The following is a 16,813-nucleotide window of genomic DNA, read 5'->3' as shown; positions in this document are numbered from 1 at the left end:
GCGCCCCGTTCTTCTCAGGCCAGCAGGCCCCGCCGCACCAGATTGAGCCCGGCAAACAGCAGCACGAACAATGTCGCCTTGCGAAAGGTCACCTGATCGATCCGGCTGCGCAACCGCCCCCCGACCAACATCCCCAGAACCGCCGGTATGACCAGCGCCACGGAAAACGGCAGGGTTTCCGCCCGCATGACCCCCGATGCCGTATGCGCCGCCAGAAGCGCAATCGCCCCCATCCCGTAAATCACGCCCTGCACGCGGATCTGTTCATCCTTGGGCGTGTCCAGCGCGGTCAGGTACAACACCGTTGGCGGCCCCCACACGCCTGACATGCCCCCGATAAACCCGGCAAAGGCGCCAATCGCGGCCTCGATCCGGGCACTGGGTTCGGCCAGCCGCAACCGCACACCGAAGAGCTGGATCAACGCGAAGAAGGTCACCGGAATGCCCAGCATCAACAAAAGGGTGGCTGGCGACAGAATCCGGACTAACTGCGCACTGGACAACAGAAAGACCAGCCCGACCGCCATGAAGACCCGGAACCGCCGTACCGATTGCATCGCCGCGCCGACCCCCTGTTGCAGGGCCTGGAAACCGTTGGTGACGACCGTCGGCAGGATCAGACCCGCCAGTGCGATTTCGGGCGACAGGAAAAACCCGAGACCGGAAATCAGAACCATCGGCATGGCGAATCCGACCATGCCTTTGACCATGCCCGCGACAGTGGCGATGCCAAAGGCCATCGCCCATTCAGCCGGGGGCAACAGGGAAAACAAACTGCTCATTCCCTACTCATATCACCCGTGCCGAATGCTGCATCGCAAAAATTTCCGCGCAATTAATGAACAGAACACGCCACTTTGACGTATTTTTGTTGCGCTGCACCTGCGAAATGATTAGGACCAAGCAACACAAAACAGGAGCCGATTCATGCCCCATGATGGACAGGAACTGCCGATGACGACTGCTACGATTTTGCCCGATCTTCTGACCCTGACAGGTGCCGCCATGGCCCCGGTCGAGGCTGTATTCGAAACAGCCCGCGAGAGGGTGCGCGGGCTGGTCACCGAAAACGGCCGCGTCTCTGCGGGGCTGATCGAGGCAGAGCAAAGCGCGGCACATGGCCTGTCCTGGCTTGCGACCTATGTTGAAAGCCTGCGCCAGATGCAGAATTGGGCCGAAAAGCTGAACGAGCAGGGCAAATTCGGTGAAATCGAACAGCTGATCCACCAGATCGCGTTCGGCGAATACCTGTGGCAGATCTACGGCGGCATCCCGATGAGCCAGGGCGAAATCCTGCGCCTACAGGACATCGGCCTGTCGCAGGACGACATGCGCGCGCTGATGGTACCCGCCGTCATGACCCTGACCCAGGCCGGCAACACCCAGGCGGCCCGCACCCGTCTGGTCGAACTGATGCAGGAACAGGCGGCCAACATCACCTTCGGCGCCTCCGGCCTCGACGAAGAGCTTGAGATGATCCGCGAACAGTTCCGCCGCTACGTGGTGGACAAGATTGAACCGCATGCGCACGACTGGCACCTCAAGGACGAACTGATCCCGATGGAGGTCATCGAGGAGTTGGCCGAAATGGGCGTGTTCGGCCTGACCATCCCCGAAAACCTTGGCGGCTTTGGCCTGAGCAAAGGGTCCATGGTTGTCGTGTCCGAGGAACTGTCGCGCGGGTACATCGGTGTCGGTTCGCTGGGCACACGCTCGGAAATCGCGGCGGAACTGATCCTGTGCGGCGGAACGGATGAGCAGAAATCCAACTGGCTGCCGAAAATCGCCAGCGGTGAAATCCTGCCCACGGCCGTCTTTACCGAACCGAACACCGGATCGGACTTGGGCAGCTTGCGTACCCGCGCGGTCAACGACGGCGATGATTACCGCGTGACCGGCAACAAGACGTGGATCACCCACGCCGCCCGGACCCATGTGATGACCCTGCTGGCCCGGACCGATCCGAACACGACAGACCACCGTGGCCTGTCCATGTTCCTGGCCGAAAAGACCCCCGGCACCGATGAGCACCCCTTCCCGACCGAAGGCATGACCGGCGGCGAGATCGAGGTTCTGGGCTATCGCGGCATGAAGGAATACGAACTCGGCTTCGACAACTTCCACGTCAAAGGTGAAAACCTGCTGGGCGGGGAAGAGGGCAAAGGCTTTAAACAGCTGATGGAAACCTTTGAATCGGCCCGCATCCAGACCGCCGCCCGCGCCATCGGCGTGGCGCAATCGGCGCTGGATATCGCGATGCAATACGCCATCGACCGCAAACAGTTCGGCAAATCGCTGATCAACTTCCCCCGCGTGTCTGGCAAACTGGCCATGATGGCCGTGGAAATCATGATCGCGCGTCAGCTGACCTATTTCAGCGCCGTGGAAAAGGACGAAGGCCGCCGATGCGACCTTGAGGCGGGCATGGCCAAGCTGCTCGGTGCGCGTGTTGCCTGGGCTGCGGCGGACAACGGTCTGCAAATCCACGGGGGCAACGGCTTTGCGCTCGAATACAAAATCTCGCGTGTGTTGTGCGATGCCCGGATCCTCAACATCTTTGAAGGGGCCGCCGAAATTCAGGCTCAGGTCATCGCGCGCCGCCTTCTGGCCTGATCGCGACCGACACTTCGAAATGCAGATGGGGCGCGGGACAAACCGCGCCCTTATTCGTTAGCGCGGGGTCGGGATGCTGCGCAGACCTGACCCGTGATCAGTCGATGAACCGGCAGGGCCGCGTCGGCAGCCCCTTGTCGATTTGCCTCTGCAGATAGACCCTGCAGTTTGCCATCGCACGGGCACGGGCGCCAAACGGCGTGCTGAACGCCCAGGCCGATCCCCAGGCACCTGATTCCGAAGACGCAAAGGCGTGAAATCCGGGGTAGGTCAAATGCTCGGCATATCCTTGCTGCGCCGATTGCGACAGGATCATCCCGCCCCGCTCGACCGGATCGTTGGGCAGCACGACAGCAATCACGCGACACACCTCACCAAGTTTGGCACAGCGGAACAATGCCACCTCTTCGGCCATCTCGCGGCTGTTGTAACCGGTGGAATATCCATATGCTCCGCTTTCGCTCGCGGCGAAGGCGCCAATGTGAGTGTCAAGATTTTTGAACTCCGAATACGCCTCAGCGGCCTTTGTCCCACTGGACGGGTGCGGCCCGCCGATCTGAACCACGCGCGCCATATCCCGGGCAACGGGGGCAGGCTGATCCAGGCGATGGACGGGCGGGCCATTGACTTGCAGCGCGGTAACAAACCCCAAACCCGCGGCAACGACCATCCAGTCGAACATTCTGAGCTGTTTCAACGCGTCGATCATGCCGCTTGCATATCCTTTCAATGGGTCAATTTCTTGGCACCGCGAAGACCTGTGTTTGACTTCGCCCCCCGCTTGCCTAGCGTGGGATCATGTTGCGTAACTTTGCCATTCTGTCACTGATTTGCCTGCCCGCATGTAGATCGGACGAAACCCTGACTGGGTATGGCGCCTCGGGCGTGGTCTGGACACTGGCTGAGATGGATGGCCGGCGCTTTGCGGCCCGCGCGACGCTGCGCTTTCCCGAACCGGGGCAGATCGCTGGCAATGCGCCCTGCAACGCCTACAGCGGAAAACAGACCGCCCCCTATCCGTGGTTTCAGGCGGAAAACATCGCCGCCACGCACCGCGCCTGCCCGGATCTCGCGGCCGAAAACGCGTTCTTTTCCGCGCTTTCGGCCATGACCTTGGCCGAAGTCGGCAACGGGACACTGATCCTGAGCACCGAAACCGGGCGCGAAATGGTGTTCACAGCCGCCGAGTGAACGTATCGACGAACCGCATCCGTGCCTCGGGAACCGGCTTGTGACCCAGCGCCGGGGCCAGACGTGTTTCCAGGAAATGCCCCGTCACGCGCAGCCCCTGGGCAATCTCTTCGTCGGGTGCCGGGCCTTCGCCGCGCAGACAGGGCGGCAGGGGCAACATGCGGTCCGCCCACTCCCCGGCCCCCCGGGCCGAAACCGCCCGCCCCGATTTGGGCGAGATGTAGACCAGCCCGGCCCGCGCGCCCGTGACCGCGCAACACGACAGGTCGAGCCCGAACCCCATGTCCTCCAGCAGGGCCATCTCCCAGTTGAGATAGGCTAATGGCCAAATCTCGTCCTGGCCCAACAGGTCCAGAACCTGCTCCGTGCGCCGATAAAGGCCCTTATGCGCCTCGCGCTCGGGCAGGCAAAAGCTCAGCAAACCGGTCACCGCATTCAACCCGGCCAAGGCCATCCGCCCCGACATCGCCGCGGCCGCGCGGCTGCGCAGGGGTTCGACGTGGAAGGTTCCAATGTGATCCTCAAGGCGCGCGCGCCATTCCACATCGAGCTGCGCCCCCGGTTGCAGGATCGGCGCGATCTTGCGGCTGGTGCCGCCGCGCACCACACCCGCATGCCGACCGTGGGTGGGCGTGAATACCTCGATGATGGCGGATGTCTCGCCATGTTTGCGTACACTCAGAAGGATGCCTTTGTCGCGCCAGTCCATCGCGCCAGCCTAGTCCAGCCCCGGTTCATCCAGCAAGTGGCGCCCGTTGCGATCCTCGACCTCGATCACCCACAGGTCGGGATCAAACCCGCGCTGGCGGGAAATGGCGTCATCCACCTCGCGCTCGTCGCCGCTGGACAGTTCGATCCAGCGCCGCTCACCACTCATCAGATCAAAACTGCGCTGGAACGCGACCGCCTTGCCATCCAGCGTGTTCAGCTTGATCAGCACGGCCCCGGCGGTGTTATCGCCCCGTGCCACGACAAATGCCGGAATTTCAACCAGCCTCAGACGCGCCAGATAAGCCTGAACCCAGAACTCGGCCGTCAGCCGGCTCATGCGTTCCCGTCTTTGAAATCAAGGCCCATTTCGGAATAGCGTTCGGCCTCGTCCAGCCAGTTGGGCCGCACCTTGACCTTGAGAAAAAGATGCACCTTGCGCCCCAGGAACTCTTCCAGCTCGGCGCGTGCGGCCTGGCCAACGGCCTTGATGGTTTCACCGCGATGGCCCAGGACGATGCCCTTGTGCCCGTCGCGCACGACATAAACCACCTGATCGATCCTTGCGCTGCCGTCTTTGCGATCCTCCCAGTTTTCGGTTTCCACCGTCATCTGATAGGGCAGTTCCTGATGCAGCCGCAGCGTCAGCTTTTCGCGGGTAATTTCGGCGGCGATCATGCGCATCGGCAGGTCGGCGATCTGGTCCTCGGGGTACAGCCAGGGACCCTCGGGCAACTGACCCGCGAGCCATTCGCGCAGCGCATCGACGCCGTGCCCCTTTTCGGCGGAAATCATGAAGGTTTCGGCAAAATCATAGCGTTCATTCAGCTTTTGGGTCAGGCCCAACAGCGCCTCTGACTGAACGCGGTCGATCTTGTTGATGGCCAGGGCCACGGTTCGCCCCTGCCCGATCTCGGCCAGCCCTTCCAGAATGCGCTCGACCCCTTCGGTGATACCGCGATGCGCCTCGACCATGAGAACCACCACATCCGCATCCGCCGCCCCGCCCCAGGCGGCAGCAACCATCGCCCGGTCCAGACGGCGGCGCGGCTGGAACAGGCCCGGCGTGTCCACGAACACGATCTGCGTGTCCCCCTCGATGGCGACACCGCGAATGCGGGCGCGGGTGGTCTGGACCTTGTGGGTTACGATCGACACCTTGGCACCGACCATGCGGTTGAGCAGGGTCGATTTGCCTGCGTTCGGCTCACCAATCAGGGCAACAAATCCGGCGCGTGTCATGCGCGTTTCTCCACTTTCTGCAAAAGGGCGGCGGCGGCCGCCTGTTCCGCCTGTCGTTTCGACCCGGCGGTGGCCTGTGCCTCGGTGCCATCGGTCAGCCGCGCGGCAATCGTGAATACCGGCGCATGATCGGGGCCTTTGCGCTCAAGCTCAATATATTTCGGCGGGGTCTGCCCGCGCGCCTGCGCCCACTCCTGCAAGGCGGTCTTGGCATCGCGCGCATCCGCCTCGACCTGGGCAATGCGCGTCCCCCACAACCGCAGGATCAGATCGCGCGCCGCATCGAAACCGGCGTCCTTGTAGACGGCGGCAATCACTGCCTCGATCGCATCGCCCAGCAAGGCCTGCTTGCGCCGCCCACCCGACATCATTTCAGAGCGGCCCAGTTTCAGGACCTTTCCCAAATCGATCTCGCGGGCGACATCGGCGCAGGTTTCCTTGCGCACCAACGCGTTGAACCGCGGGGCAAGCTGGCCCTCGGTTGCGTTGGTATCCTCGTCCAGCAGGGCGGTCGCCATGACAAGCCCCAGAACCCGGTCGCCCAGAAATTCAAGCCGCTGGTTGTCGTCGCGCGTGGGCGATGACATCGACCCGTGGGTCAGGGCCCGCACCAAGAGTTCGGGCGTTTCGAATTGGTGCCCAATCCGCCCCTCAAAGGCGCGCAGATCAGCCGAAAGCTTCACTGGATCCCCTTGAAGTACCGGTCACTGCGCCATGTCCAGAAACTGAACATCGAATTGCCCGCGGACGAGAACATGATGCGATCCGCGCGCCCCACCAGATTTTCGAACGGCACATACCCGACACCGCCCGCGGTCTGCGGAACGCGGCTGTCGGTTGAATTGTCCCGGTTATCCCCCATGAAGAAATAATGCCCCTCGGGCACGATAAACACGCCGGTGTTGTCGGTGCTCTGGTCGCGGATGTTCAGGATCGCATGCTCGACACCGCCGGGCAGGGTTTCGATCTGACGCGACTTTTCGCAGATCCCGCCAATGCCCACCGGGCGGTTTTCGCAGCTGGGCAACCGGCCTTCGGGGCCTTGGGACTGCATGTCCTCCTGGAACACGCCGTCAACCTTCAGCTGCACGGGCTCATCATTGATATAAAGAACGCCCTCGCGCACCTGAACACGCTCGCCCGGAAGGCCCACCAAACGCTTGATGAAATCACTGCCCGTGACCGGGTGACGGAAGACGACGACATCGCCACGCTCGGGCTCACTGCCCAAGATGCGGTCATTGTCACCCTTCATCCAGCCGCACACATCCTCGGCGTCGATGTTGACCCCGAACCGCGGCAGCCGCACGCTGGGGCACGAGGCATAGGAATACCCATAGGCCATCTTGTTCACGAACAGGAAATCCCCGATCAGCAGAGTTTCCTTCATCGAACCCGACGGAATCCAGAACGGTTGAAAGAATATGGTGCGGAACAGACCGGCAATCAGCAGCGCATAAACCACTGTCTTGATCGTCTCGACAACAACACCTTGTTGTTTGGGTTCGCTGGCCATTACGCTCTCCGGCTTGTGGGCTGAATTCGTTGGCTACATGCGGGTGGCACCCGCCCATGTCAAGCCGTGGACGCCCCGCCGGCAAGGGGCCGCGCCTCGATCACCACCATGGCCTGGGCCCAGGGGTGGTCGTCAGTCAAGGTGACATGGATGATCGCCTCGTGCCCCGGCGGGGTCATTTCGGCCAGCCGGTCGGCGGCCCATCCCGTCACCTCCATCACCGGCTGCCCGGTGCGCAGGTTGCTGACATGCATGTCCTTCCACGCGATGCCCATCCGCAACCCGGTGCCCAGCGCCTTGGAACAGGCCTCTTTCGCGGCCCAGCGTTTGGCATAAGTGCCGGGCGTGTCCAGACGCCGCTCGGCCTTTTTCTGTTCGACATCGGTGAACACGCGGTTGCGGAACCGGTCGCCGAACCGTTCCAGCGTCCGCTCGATCCGTTCGATATTGGCCAGGTCCGTTCCGATCCCCAGGATCATTGCAGCCGCGCCGTCAGAATTTTGAAACTGGCCGTCCCGAACAATAGCCCGAACACCACCTCAAACCCGCGTTTTGCCCTGGCATAGCCGCCTGCGATGGGCGACCAGGAAAACAACAGGGCGTAGCCAAAGAAAACCACCATCGAACACCCGATCAGCGCCGCAAACAGGCCCCAGACAGCCAAAGGCACGGACCCGGTGGGAAGCGCGATCGCATAGATCGCGCCCCATGATAAAATCGCCTTGGGGTTGGTCAGATGCAAAAGCAGCCCCTTGGTGAAGAGCCGACCATGCCGGGCCGGCGGGACGCGGACTTCTCCGCCCCGCCATGCCGCACGTAGCGACCTGACCACCAGATACATCAGATAGGCCGCCCCCACGTAGCGCACCAGTTCGAACAGCCAGACATGCGCCATCATCAGCGCGGAAAACCCCAGCCCCGCGGCAATGCCCCAACTGGCCGAGCCTGCGACGATGCCGGCGGCAAGCGTCAGACCCGCAAGCCGCCCCTGCTGCATCGAGGTGCCCGAAATGGCCAGTGTTGCCGGTCCGGGGCTGCCACCGGCAACCATCCAGCCGATCAGGACGGCGTATAGGGGAACCAGCATCGGATCGCTCATTTGATGGCCTGTTTGTCCAGCAATTTGCGTTGATTTCCAAACCCCATCATGAGGAAAAACCGGTTCACAAAAAACGTCAGCGCCATCAGGAATACGAAAATTGCCGCCAGCAGCGCGATGGACACCTGCTCCAATATCCCCGAGATATCGAGGCTCAGCATCACCAATGCAAAAACCACGGCATTGATGCCAATGGCCACCAAAGTCATTTTTCCCGCCGCCCGCCATGCGTCCGCCTTGGAAAACTCCTTCACTCCGTCATTGGCCAGTTTCTGACCTTCTCGCAAGGCGGCGGCCATTGCTGGAAAGACAATCGAAAGACCCGTTGGCAGGGTATAATTCAGCGTGAAAAACAGGATCTGGTTCAGCACGATGAGACCCACCAGCGCCGCCACATATGTGACGGCGTAGCGTTTCAAATTTGCCGCCCCGCTCATTTGCGCGCCTCGTCCATCAGACGGCGCATTTCCTGAATGGCCGGCACCAGCCCGCGAAAGATCGCCTCACCAATCAGGAAATGGCCGATGTTCAATTCGCGCACTTCGGGGAATGCGGCGATGGGCTGAACCGTGTCATAGGTCAGACCGTGACCCGCGTGCACCTCAAGCCCAAGGGAATGAGCAAAGGCCGACATCTCGCGGAGCGCCTCAAGTTCGGCGTCACGTTCTTCGAACCGGCCCTCGGCATGAGCATCGCAATAGGCCCCGGTGTGCAATTCAATCACCTCGGCCCCGATGCGATGCGCCGCCTCGATCTGGCGCTGATCGGCGGCGATAAAGATCGACACCCGGCACCCGGCATCGCGCAAGGGCGCGATGAAATGCGCCAGCTTGTTTTCCTCGCGCGCAACCTCAAGCCCGCCTTCGGTTGTGCGTTCCTCGCGCTTTTCGGGCACGATGCACACCGCATGGGGTTTGTGACGCAGAGCGATCTTTTGCATCTCGTCGGTGGCCGCCATTTCGAAATTCAGCGGAATGGACAGCACCTCCATCAACCCGTCGATATCGGCATCGCTGATATGGCGGCGGTCTTCGCGCAGATGCGCGGTGATCCCGTCGGCCCCGGCCTCTTCGGCCAGCTTTGCCGCGCGCAACGGATCGGGATAGGCCCCGCCCCGCGCATTCCGCACTGTGGCGACATGGTCGATGTTCACGCCAAGGCGCAAAGCACGATCAGACATTTTCGATGTTCCTTTTAACGTCTTGCCAGCGGAACTTAGTCCGCATTTTGTCCGACGTCAGCCTGTGCCGCTGCTTTTTTCTTGATCGCCTCGAATTTCGCCTTGATCGAGGCGCGTCGACGATGCTGATAGGCCCGGATCAACGGCACGCTCAGCACATAGGCAATCGTTCCGGCAATCGCCCCCGGAATGAGCCCGCCGATCAGATAAGGAAAGAACACCTCGTCATAAAAAACGCTGAGCCCGGTCCAGTCCGCGGCGCCGTCGGTAAACAGGGCAAACAGATTATCCTTGAGATCGTCCGCCGCATCAACAAACTTGCCCCCAAAAGACCGGTGTTCCCCTTCATTGAATTCCGTCCCCGCCAGCCAGTGACCGGTTTTCAGGGAAATCAGGCCAATCGGCACATAGGTCAGCGGATTACCGAAGAACGTCGCCATCAAGGCCGCCAGGATATTCCCGTGCATCACCCGCGAGATCAGAAAGGCGACGACGAAATGCAATCCGTAAAATGGCGTGAACGTGGTGAACACCCCGGCCCAGATGCCCCGCGCGATGCGTTCAGGTGTATCCGGCAGGCGCCTTACCCGATGCTTGACGTAAAGGAATGCCCGCGTCCAGCCGCCCCGAGGATACAGAAAATCCGCAATCGCGCGCAGCATTGGGCGTCGGTCACGGCGTCTGAATACCAAGGGAACGTCCTTTTTGGTCCCGGGTTACGAATTATCCGGCCCGTACATTTTGGTGGGCCACCTCGCGGCAACGATCAACCGCTGCGACATCGCTATCCGCTTCAAGTGTCAGCATTAAGGAATGAAGTTGTTCAACATCTCTCAATTCCACATTTATCATCAACCGATAAAAGTCCGGCTTGCGGTCAACGAACTCAAGATTTGAGATATTGGCCTTCTTCTCGCCAATCAATGTGCAAATACGTCCCAGTACGCCCGCGTCATTGCCGATCGTCATGTCAAGCGTGACCCCATAGGCGGCCGGGTGCGTGCCGCTGTGCCAATGCAGATCGATCCAGCGGTCAGGCTGATCCTCGTATTCGCTCAGCTTGTCGCAATCGATGGCGTGCACCACCACGCCCTTGCCGCGAAACGTGATCCCGACGATCCGCTCCCCCGGGAGCGGTTCGCAACAGGGTGCACGCTCAAAGGACTGGCCGGCTTCAAGGCCGATGACCGCACGCCGCATCGGGATCTGATCGCCCTTTTCGGGGGCCAGTTCAGGATAGACCGCCTGAACCACGTCATGCCCCGTCAATTCGGCACTGCCCAACCTAGCCAGCAACTCTTCGCGTCCGGACAGGCGCAGATGCTTGGATGCGGTATCCAAGACCTTGTCGGTCACCTTGCGGCCCACATGTTCAAACGCGGCCCGGGCCAGTTCCTGTCCCAGCTTGATGAATCGCTCGCGGTCAACTTCGCGCAGGGCGCGGCGGATCGCGGTGCGCGCCTTGCCGGTCGTCGCAATCTCAAGCCATGTCACCTGCGGGGTCTGTCCTTCGGCGGTGATGATCTCGACCGACTGGCCGTTTTTCAACCGTGTCCACAGCGGCACACGGATACCATCGACCTTGGCGCCCACGCAGGCGCCCCCGATCCGGGTGTGGATCGCATAGGCGTAATCAATCGGCGTCGCCCCGCGCGGCAGTTTCACGACATCGCCCTTGGGCGTGAAGCAGAACACCTGGTCCGAATACATCTCAAGCTTGACCGCTTCGAGGAAATCCTCGTGATCCTCTTCGGCATCGAACTGTTCGGTCAGCGACGAAATCCACTTGGCCGGGTCCACCGCAAACGGGTTTTCCGTGCGCACACCGTCGCGATAGGACCAATGCGCCGCAACGCCGGTTTCGGCCACGTCATGCATCTGGCGGGTGCGGATCTGTACCTCGACCCGTTTGCCATCGCGCCCCGACACGGTGGTATGGATCGACCGATACCCGTTGGTTTTCGGCTGGCTGATATAGTCTTTGAAACGCCCCGGCACCGCGCGCCAGCGCTGGTGGATCGCCCCCAGCGCACGATAGGAATCCTCTTCGCTTTCGGTGATGATGCGGAACCCGTAAATGTCGGACAGGCGGGAGAACCCCTGATCCTTTTCCTGCATCTTGCGCCAGATCGAATAGGGTTTCTTGGCGCGGCCGAATACCTCGGCCTCAATCCCGGCCTTTTCCAGTTCGTGACGCATATCCCCGGTGATCCGCGGGATCACATCGCCAGATTCCCGCTGCAGCGTGATGAACCGCCGGATGATCGATTGCCGCCCCTCGGGGTTCAGCACCCGGAACGACAGGTCCTCAAGCTCTTCGCGCATCCACTGCATGCCCATGCGCCCGGCCAGCGGGGCATAGATATCCATGGTTTCACGCGCCTTCTGCACCTGTTTTTCGCTGCGCATGGATTTGATCGTGCGCATGTTGTGCAACCGGTCGGCCAGCTTGACCAGAATGACGCGCAGGTCCTTGGACATGGCCATGAACAGCTTGCGGAAATTTTCGGCCTGCTTGGTCTCGACGCTGGACAGCTGCAGGTTGGTCAGCTTGGTCACCCCGTCGACCAGCCCGGCAACCTCGTCCCCGAATTTGGACGCGACTTCGGAATAGGACGCCTTGGTGTCCTCGATCGTGTCGTGCAGCAATGCGGTTATGATGCTCGCATCATCCAGACGCTGTTCGGTCAGGATGGCGGCAACGGCCACGGGATGCGAAAAATACGGCTCGCCAGAATGGCGAAACTGCCCTTCGTGCATCGCCCGCCCATAATCATAGGCTTCGGCAATGCGCTTGGCGTTTGTCTTGGGGTTATAGTTGCGGACCAGTTCAATCAGGTCTTCAGCAGAAATCATCCGGTCCGCACCTCAGCGTTGCGGCACGCTCAGCCCTGTCCCTGGGCCTCCATCAGCGCGCGCAGCAATTTCTCTTCGGACATGTCGTCGTCCGCCGGCTTGTCGGCCTCGGCGCCCATCAGCAGGGCCATCGAATCCTCTTCGGGTTCGTCGACCTCGATCTGGCTCTGGTTGCTTTCGATCAGACGCTCGCGCAGATCATCGGCGCGCTGGGTTTCCTCGGCAATCTCGCGCAGGGAAACGACCGGGTTCTTGTCGTTGTCGCGGTCAACGGTCAGCGCCGCACCTGCCGAAATCTCGCGCGCCCGATGGGCCGCCAGCATCACCAGTTCAAACCGGTTCGGAACCTTGTCAACACAGTCTTCAACCGTCACGCGGGCCATGGGAAGCACTCCAACTTCAGATAAATCCGTTCAGAAGGCCGTTATCTAGTCGCTAATGCCGGGATTGACAAGGTGATTCCGGGCTCAAATCGGGCGCACTGCGCTGATTTGCGCAGCCGGCAGCGCGGCCAGCATCTGCCGGACGGATGTATTCAGCACCGGATGCACCCAATCGGGCGCAACGTCCATCATCGGCACCAGCACGAACGCCCGGTCTTGGAGGCGCGGATGCGGGACAATCAGCTGATCGGGCGCAAGCCGCCCCTGATCCTCTGGCGGTAGGTTCATCCAGTATTTCTGCGTCGCCGCATCGGGCAGGACACTCCCGTTTTCCGCCACCAGATCGAGGTCCAGTGTCCGCTCGGACCAGCGACCGCGCCGCTCGCGCCCAAAGGACTGCTCAACCTGATGGAGAACCTGCAAAACGGCATTCGGGTCCCGGTCAGACCCCGCCAGAACCACCGCATTGATGAAATCGGGACCCGCGTTTTCGGGGAAGCATGGGGTCGAAAAAAACCGACTGACAGAGCGAATCACCAGCCCCTTTTCGGCCAACGCCTCAATAGCCCCGGATAAGGTTGACGCCACGGAAACCTGCCCAAAAGGCGTATTCCCGCCTACCGCGATCGTATAGAGTGACCGAAATCCGGTCAATTTTGACGCCATTACGTAAAGTCTTTACACTTGCGGTTGTTTTAAGTTCACTTATTTTATTTTCACCGTTTTGCCGACCAAAAAATACCACTCACTCACACGGAACACTCAGGCAAGACGGTATACCGGAAGGAAAAATTTATGTTTTACAAAGACGAACGGCTCGCGCTGTTCATCGATGGATCGAATCTTTATGCAGCGGCCAAGGCTCTGGGTTTTGATATCGACTATAAACTCTTGCGACAGGAATTTATGCGCCGCGGAAAAATGCTGCGCGCATTCTATTACACTGCGTTGCTCGAGAACGATGAATACTCGCCGATCCGTCCTTTGGTCGACTGGCTGCACTACAATGGATTTACCATGGTGACCAAGCCGGCCAAGGAATACACCGACAGCATGGGGCGTCGGAAGGTCAAGGGCAACATGGACATCGAATTGGCCGTGGATGCGATGGAATTGGCTCCGCGGGTCGATCACATCGTTCTCTTCTCGGGTGACGGCGATTTCCGCCCACTTGTGGAAAGCCTGCAACGGCAGGGTGTGCGCGTATCAGTTGTATCAACCATTCGCAGCCAGCCGCCGATGATCTCGGACGAATTGCGCCGTCAGGCCGACAATTTCATTGAGCTTGAAGAGCTCAGAGAAGTGATCGGACGACCGCCCCGCGAAGTTCCCGACGAAGCACGCAGCGTGGTCGCTGCCGGCGCCAAGTAATCAGGACGGGCGCCTGGGGGCGCCCGTTTGTCCTGATCCGTCACGGAACGTCGCGCTTCGCACCATTTCTGGTCGAAGAACCCGGCAAGCCGGGCGCATGTCGCGCTGTCGGCACTTTTCTCATGTCCGGACGTGATCGGGTTCTGGACCTGACCCGGTCAAAGCCTTACCTGTCACCGGGAAGGAGATGATGCCCAATGCCCAATCCGCCGCTGACCCTGTTTCTGGCCGCACCGCGCGGATTCTGCGCCGGTGTCGACCGCGCCATCAAGATCGTTGAGATGGCGTTGGAAAAATGGGGCGCGCCCGTATATGTGCGCCATGAGATCGTCCATAACAAATTTGTTGTCGACGGGCTCAAGGCCAAAGGCGCGGTATTCGTCGAAGGGCTGGAAGACTGTCCCGATGACCGCCCGGTCATCTTTTCCGCCCATGGCGTGCCCAAATCGGTCCCGGTCGAGGCATCGCGGCGTGACATGGTGTTTGTCGATGCCACCTGCCCGCTGGTCAGCAAGGTCCATATCGAGGCCCAGCGCCATGCGGAAAACGGGTTGCAGATGATCATGATCGGCCACAAGGGCCATCCCGAAACCGTCGGCACCATGGGCCAGCTCCCCGATGGCGACGTCCTGCTGGTGGAAACCGTCGATGACGTCGCAACCGTCCAGGTGCGTGATCCCGGGCGTATCGCCTTTGTCACCCAGACTACGCTCAGCGTCGATGACACCGCCGACATCGTTGCCGCGCTCAAGGCGCGCTTTCCTGCGATCGTCGGACCGCACAAGGAAGACATCTGTTACGCCACCACCAACCGGCAAGAGGCGGTCAAGGCCATCGCCCCGCGCGCCGATGCGATGCTGGTGGTGGGCGCGCCCAATTCATCGAACTCCAAACGTCTGGTCGAGGTCGCTTCGAAGGCCGGCTGCGCCTATTCGCAACTGGTGCAGCGCGCCGATGACATCGACTGGCGCGCGCTTGACGGCATCCGCACCCTTGGCGTCACCGCCGGGGCCTCGGCCCCCGAGATTCTGGTGAACGAGGTCATCGCCGCTTTTCAGGCCAGGTACGATGTGACGCTGGAAACCGTGGAAACCGCCACTGAAAACGTGGAGTTCAAGGTGCCCCGCGTCCTGCGCGAACCGGCATGAGATCGATACCCCGCGCCCCCCTTGTCCTGGGCCTGGCGGGCCTGATCCCGTTTGTCTGGGGGGCTCTGGTCTCGGGCGGGCTTGTCTGGGCGCATATGGGCACCCCCGGGCAGGACGGTTATCCGCTTATTGTTCTGTCCGACGGCCCCAAAATCCTGATTTCCTATGGCACCGTCATCCTGTCATTCATGTCCGGGGTGTTGTGGGGCTTTGCCGCACGCGGCGATCCAGGTCGCGTCTGGCCCTACCTGTTGTCTGTTCTTCCCGCGCTCTGGGCCTTTTTCAATGGCGGCTCCGTTGCCGACCAACTTGGCCATCTGACACAGGGCTTTTTGGGGCTGTTGCTGCTGGACTGGCTCTATGTCCGTCAAAGGCTGGCTCCGGATTGGTGGTTGTGGCTGCGTGTCCCGCTGACAGTCGTCGTGATCCTTTGCCTGACCGTCGGTTTGGTCACGCCATGAGCGATCCTGACACAATCCGCATCTACGATGCGCGTGCTGATGACTACGCGCGCATGACAGATGATCACAACACCCGCGACCCGCATCTGGCCGCCTTCATCGCCACCTGTCCGTCGGGCGGTCGTGTGCTTGACCTGGGCTGTGGCCCCGGCACCTCGGCGGCTGAAATGGCCAAGGCGGGATTGGTCGTCGATGCCGTTGATGCATCGGTTGAAATGGTGGCCATGGCGGCCAGACATCCGGGGGTTTCCGCGCGCCAAGCGACCTTTGATCAGATCCACGCAAGCGCAGAATACGACGGCGTCTGGGCCAACTTCAGCCTGCTGCACGCGCCGCGCGACGCCTTTCCCGGCCACCTCGCCGCGATCCATCGCGCGCTGAAACCCGGCGGGGTCTTTTACCTCGGCCTGAAACTGGGTAAGGGCGAAGCGCGCGACCAGATCGGGCGGTTTTACACCTATTACACCGAACAGCAGCTGGAGACCCTTTTGACCCGGGCCGGATTTACCATCACCAACCGCATCCACGGCGCAGGCCCCGGACTGGATGGCACCCTGTCCGACTGGATTCTGGTGGCCACCCATGCCTGATTTCTACGCCTATACAGATGGGGCCTGTTCCGGCAATCCCGGCCCCGGTGGCTGGGGTGTTCTGCTACAGGCCAAGGACGACGATACTGTCCTCAAGGAACGCGAGTTGAGCGGTGGCGAAGCCGAGACCACCAACAACCGGATGGAGCTGTTGGCGGCGATCAACGCGCTTGAGGCGCTGGGGCGCGGCACCGCGATCACGGTCATCACCGACAGCGCCTATGTGAAAAACGGGGTGACCGGCTGGATCCATGGCTGGAAGCGGAACGGCTGGAAAACAGCGGCCAGGAAACCCGTCAAGAATGTCGAACTGTGGCAGCGTCTGGACGAGGCGCAGGCGCGCCATGTGGTGACGTGGGAATGGGTCAAGGGGCACGCCGGCCACCCCGAAAACGAACGTGCCGACGAACTGGCCCGCGCCGGTATGAAACCGTTCAAGAAATGACGCGCCCGCA

Annotated in this window: 22 protein-coding genes; 7 read left to right on the top strand and 15 right to left on the bottom strand. The window is 61.2% G+C overall.

What is annotated here, in order from left to right:
• Nucleotides 1-14: 14 nt before the first annotated feature.
• Entirely contained in the window at nucleotides 15-782 is a 768-nt protein-coding gene (locus ACXYMO_RS08245) for a sulfite exporter TauE/SafE family protein (protein ID WP_458878217.1), read from the bottom strand.
• A gap of 145 nt (nucleotides 783-927) precedes the next feature.
• On the opposite strand from ACXYMO_RS08245, the gene ACXYMO_RS08240 reads away from it, so the two are divergent.
• Nucleotides 928-2,613, top strand: a complete 1,686-nt coding sequence (locus ACXYMO_RS08240; protein ID WP_458878216.1) for an acyl-CoA dehydrogenase family protein — start codon at nucleotides 928-930, stop codon at nucleotides 2,611-2,613.
• Nucleotides 2,614-2,710: 97 nt separating this feature from the next.
• Here the strand turns inward: ACXYMO_RS08240 and ACXYMO_RS08235 are convergent, their stop codons facing one another.
• On the bottom strand, nucleotides 2,711-3,322 hold the full coding sequence (locus tag ACXYMO_RS08235) for a hypothetical protein (protein ID WP_458878215.1): 612 nt from the start codon (nucleotides 3,320-3,322) through the stop codon (nucleotides 2,711-2,713).
• An 89-nt stretch (nucleotides 3,323-3,411) separates the two neighbouring features.
• On the opposite strand from ACXYMO_RS08235, the gene ACXYMO_RS08230 reads away from it, so the two are divergent.
• On the top strand, nucleotides 3,412-3,804 hold the full coding sequence (locus ACXYMO_RS08230) for an META domain-containing protein (protein WP_458878214.1): 393 nt from the start codon (nucleotides 3,412-3,414) through the stop codon (nucleotides 3,802-3,804).
• Here the strand turns inward: ACXYMO_RS08230 and recO are convergent.
• The 13 genes from recO to folK all read right to left on the bottom strand — a co-directional run bounded on the left by recO (nucleotide 3,788) and on the right by folK (nucleotide 13,454).
• A complete protein-coding gene (gene recO / locus ACXYMO_RS08225; RefSeq protein WP_458878213.1) occupies nucleotides 3,788-4,513 on the bottom strand; it encodes a DNA repair protein RecO in 726 nt (241 codons plus the stop codon). The genes ACXYMO_RS08230 and recO overlap by 17 nt on opposite strands.
• A 9-nt stretch (nucleotides 4,514-4,522) precedes the next feature.
• Nucleotides 4,523-4,852 carry a DUF1491 family protein gene (locus ACXYMO_RS08220; RefSeq protein ID WP_458878212.1) on the bottom strand — a complete coding sequence of 110 codons (330 nt, stop codon included), beginning with the start codon at nucleotides 4,850-4,852 and terminating at the stop codon, nucleotides 4,523-4,525.
• On the bottom strand, nucleotides 4,849-5,754 hold the full coding sequence (gene era / locus ACXYMO_RS08215) for a GTPase Era (RefSeq protein ID WP_458878211.1): 906 nt from the start codon (nucleotides 5,752-5,754) through the stop codon (nucleotides 4,849-4,851). Before era ends, ACXYMO_RS08220 begins: the two co-directional genes overlap by 4 nt.
• A complete protein-coding gene (rnc, locus tag ACXYMO_RS08210; protein WP_458878210.1) occupies nucleotides 5,751-6,437 on the bottom strand; it encodes a ribonuclease III in 687 nt (228 codons plus the stop codon). Before rnc ends, era begins: the two co-directional genes overlap by 4 nt.
• Nucleotides 6,434-7,270 carry a signal peptidase I gene (gene lepB, locus ACXYMO_RS08205; protein WP_458878209.1) on the bottom strand — a complete coding sequence of 279 codons (837 nt, stop codon included), beginning with the start codon at nucleotides 7,268-7,270 and terminating at the stop codon, nucleotides 6,434-6,436. Before lepB ends, rnc begins: the two co-directional genes overlap by 4 nt.
• Nucleotides 7,271-7,329: 59 nt before the next feature.
• Nucleotides 7,330-7,749 (bottom strand): holo-ACP synthase, encoded by a 420-nt coding sequence (gene acpS, locus ACXYMO_RS08200; protein WP_458878208.1) that lies wholly within the window; start codon nucleotides 7,747-7,749, stop codon nucleotides 7,330-7,332.
• Nucleotides 7,746-8,369 carry a LysE family translocator gene (locus ACXYMO_RS08195; protein ID WP_458878207.1) on the bottom strand — a complete coding sequence of 208 codons (624 nt, stop codon included), beginning with the start codon at nucleotides 8,367-8,369 and terminating at the stop codon, nucleotides 7,746-7,748. Before ACXYMO_RS08195 ends, acpS begins: the two co-directional genes overlap by 4 nt.
• A complete protein-coding gene (locus ACXYMO_RS08190; protein ID WP_458878206.1) occupies nucleotides 8,366-8,806 on the bottom strand; it encodes an ABZJ_00895 family protein in 441 nt (146 codons plus the stop codon). Before ACXYMO_RS08190 ends, ACXYMO_RS08195 begins: the two co-directional genes overlap by 4 nt.
• Entirely contained in the window at nucleotides 8,803-9,549 is a 747-nt protein-coding gene (locus tag ACXYMO_RS08185) for a pyridoxine 5'-phosphate synthase (RefSeq protein WP_458878205.1), read from the bottom strand. The genes ACXYMO_RS08190 and ACXYMO_RS08185 overlap by 4 nt, the downstream gene beginning before the upstream one ends.
• Nucleotides 9,550-9,584: 35 nt before the next feature.
• Nucleotides 9,585-10,241, bottom strand: coding sequence for a DUF2062 domain-containing protein (locus ACXYMO_RS08180; protein WP_458878204.1), 657 nt, complete (start codon nucleotides 10,239-10,241; stop codon nucleotides 9,585-9,587).
• A 31-nt stretch (nucleotides 10,242-10,272) separates the two neighbouring features.
• Entirely contained in the window at nucleotides 10,273-12,405 is a 2,133-nt protein-coding gene (locus tag ACXYMO_RS08175) for a RelA/SpoT family protein (protein ID WP_458878203.1), read from the bottom strand.
• Between the two features lie 29 nt (nucleotides 12,406-12,434).
• Nucleotides 12,435-12,788, bottom strand: coding sequence for a DNA-directed RNA polymerase subunit omega (gene rpoZ, locus ACXYMO_RS08170; RefSeq protein ID WP_458878202.1), 354 nt, complete (start codon nucleotides 12,786-12,788; stop codon nucleotides 12,435-12,437).
• Nucleotides 12,789-12,872: 84 nt separating this feature from the next.
• On the bottom strand, nucleotides 12,873-13,454 hold the full coding sequence (gene folK / locus ACXYMO_RS08165; RefSeq protein ID WP_458878201.1) for a 2-amino-4-hydroxy-6-hydroxymethyldihydropteridine diphosphokinase: 582 nt from the start codon (nucleotides 13,452-13,454) through the stop codon (nucleotides 12,873-12,875).
• Between the two features lie 129 nt (nucleotides 13,455-13,583).
• Here folK and ACXYMO_RS08160 point away from each other — a divergent pair, with 129 nt between their 5' ends.
• The 5 genes from ACXYMO_RS08160 (at nucleotide 13,584) to rnhA (ending at nucleotide 16,803) form a co-directional block, all read left to right on the top strand.
• Nucleotides 13,584-14,159: a LabA-like NYN domain-containing protein gene (locus ACXYMO_RS08160; RefSeq protein ID WP_458878200.1), complete on the top strand. Its 576-nt coding sequence runs from the start codon at nucleotides 13,584-13,586 to the stop codon at nucleotides 14,157-14,159.
• A 197-nt stretch (nucleotides 14,160-14,356) separates the two neighbouring features.
• On the top strand, nucleotides 14,357-15,307 hold the full coding sequence (ispH, locus tag ACXYMO_RS08155; RefSeq protein ID WP_458878199.1) for a 4-hydroxy-3-methylbut-2-enyl diphosphate reductase: 951 nt from the start codon (nucleotides 14,357-14,359) through the stop codon (nucleotides 15,305-15,307).
• Entirely contained in the window at nucleotides 15,304-15,768 is a 465-nt protein-coding gene (locus ACXYMO_RS08150) for a DUF3429 domain-containing protein (protein WP_458878198.1), read from the top strand. The genes ispH and ACXYMO_RS08150 overlap by 4 nt, the downstream gene beginning before the upstream one ends.
• Entirely contained in the window at nucleotides 15,765-16,358 is a 594-nt protein-coding gene (locus ACXYMO_RS08145) for a class I SAM-dependent DNA methyltransferase (protein WP_458878197.1), read from the top strand. The genes ACXYMO_RS08150 and ACXYMO_RS08145 overlap by 4 nt, the downstream gene beginning before the upstream one ends.
• Nucleotides 16,351-16,803 carry a ribonuclease HI gene (gene rnhA / locus ACXYMO_RS08140; RefSeq protein WP_458878196.1) on the top strand — a complete coding sequence of 151 codons (453 nt, stop codon included), beginning with the start codon at nucleotides 16,351-16,353 and terminating at the stop codon, nucleotides 16,801-16,803. The genes ACXYMO_RS08145 and rnhA overlap by 8 nt, the downstream gene beginning before the upstream one ends.
• The last annotated feature ends 10 nt before the right edge of the window (nucleotides 16,804-16,813 follow it).

Source organism: Arenibacterium sp. CAU 1754 (assembly GCF_054482635.1).
This window is presented reverse-complemented; position numbering and strand designations above follow the sequence as displayed.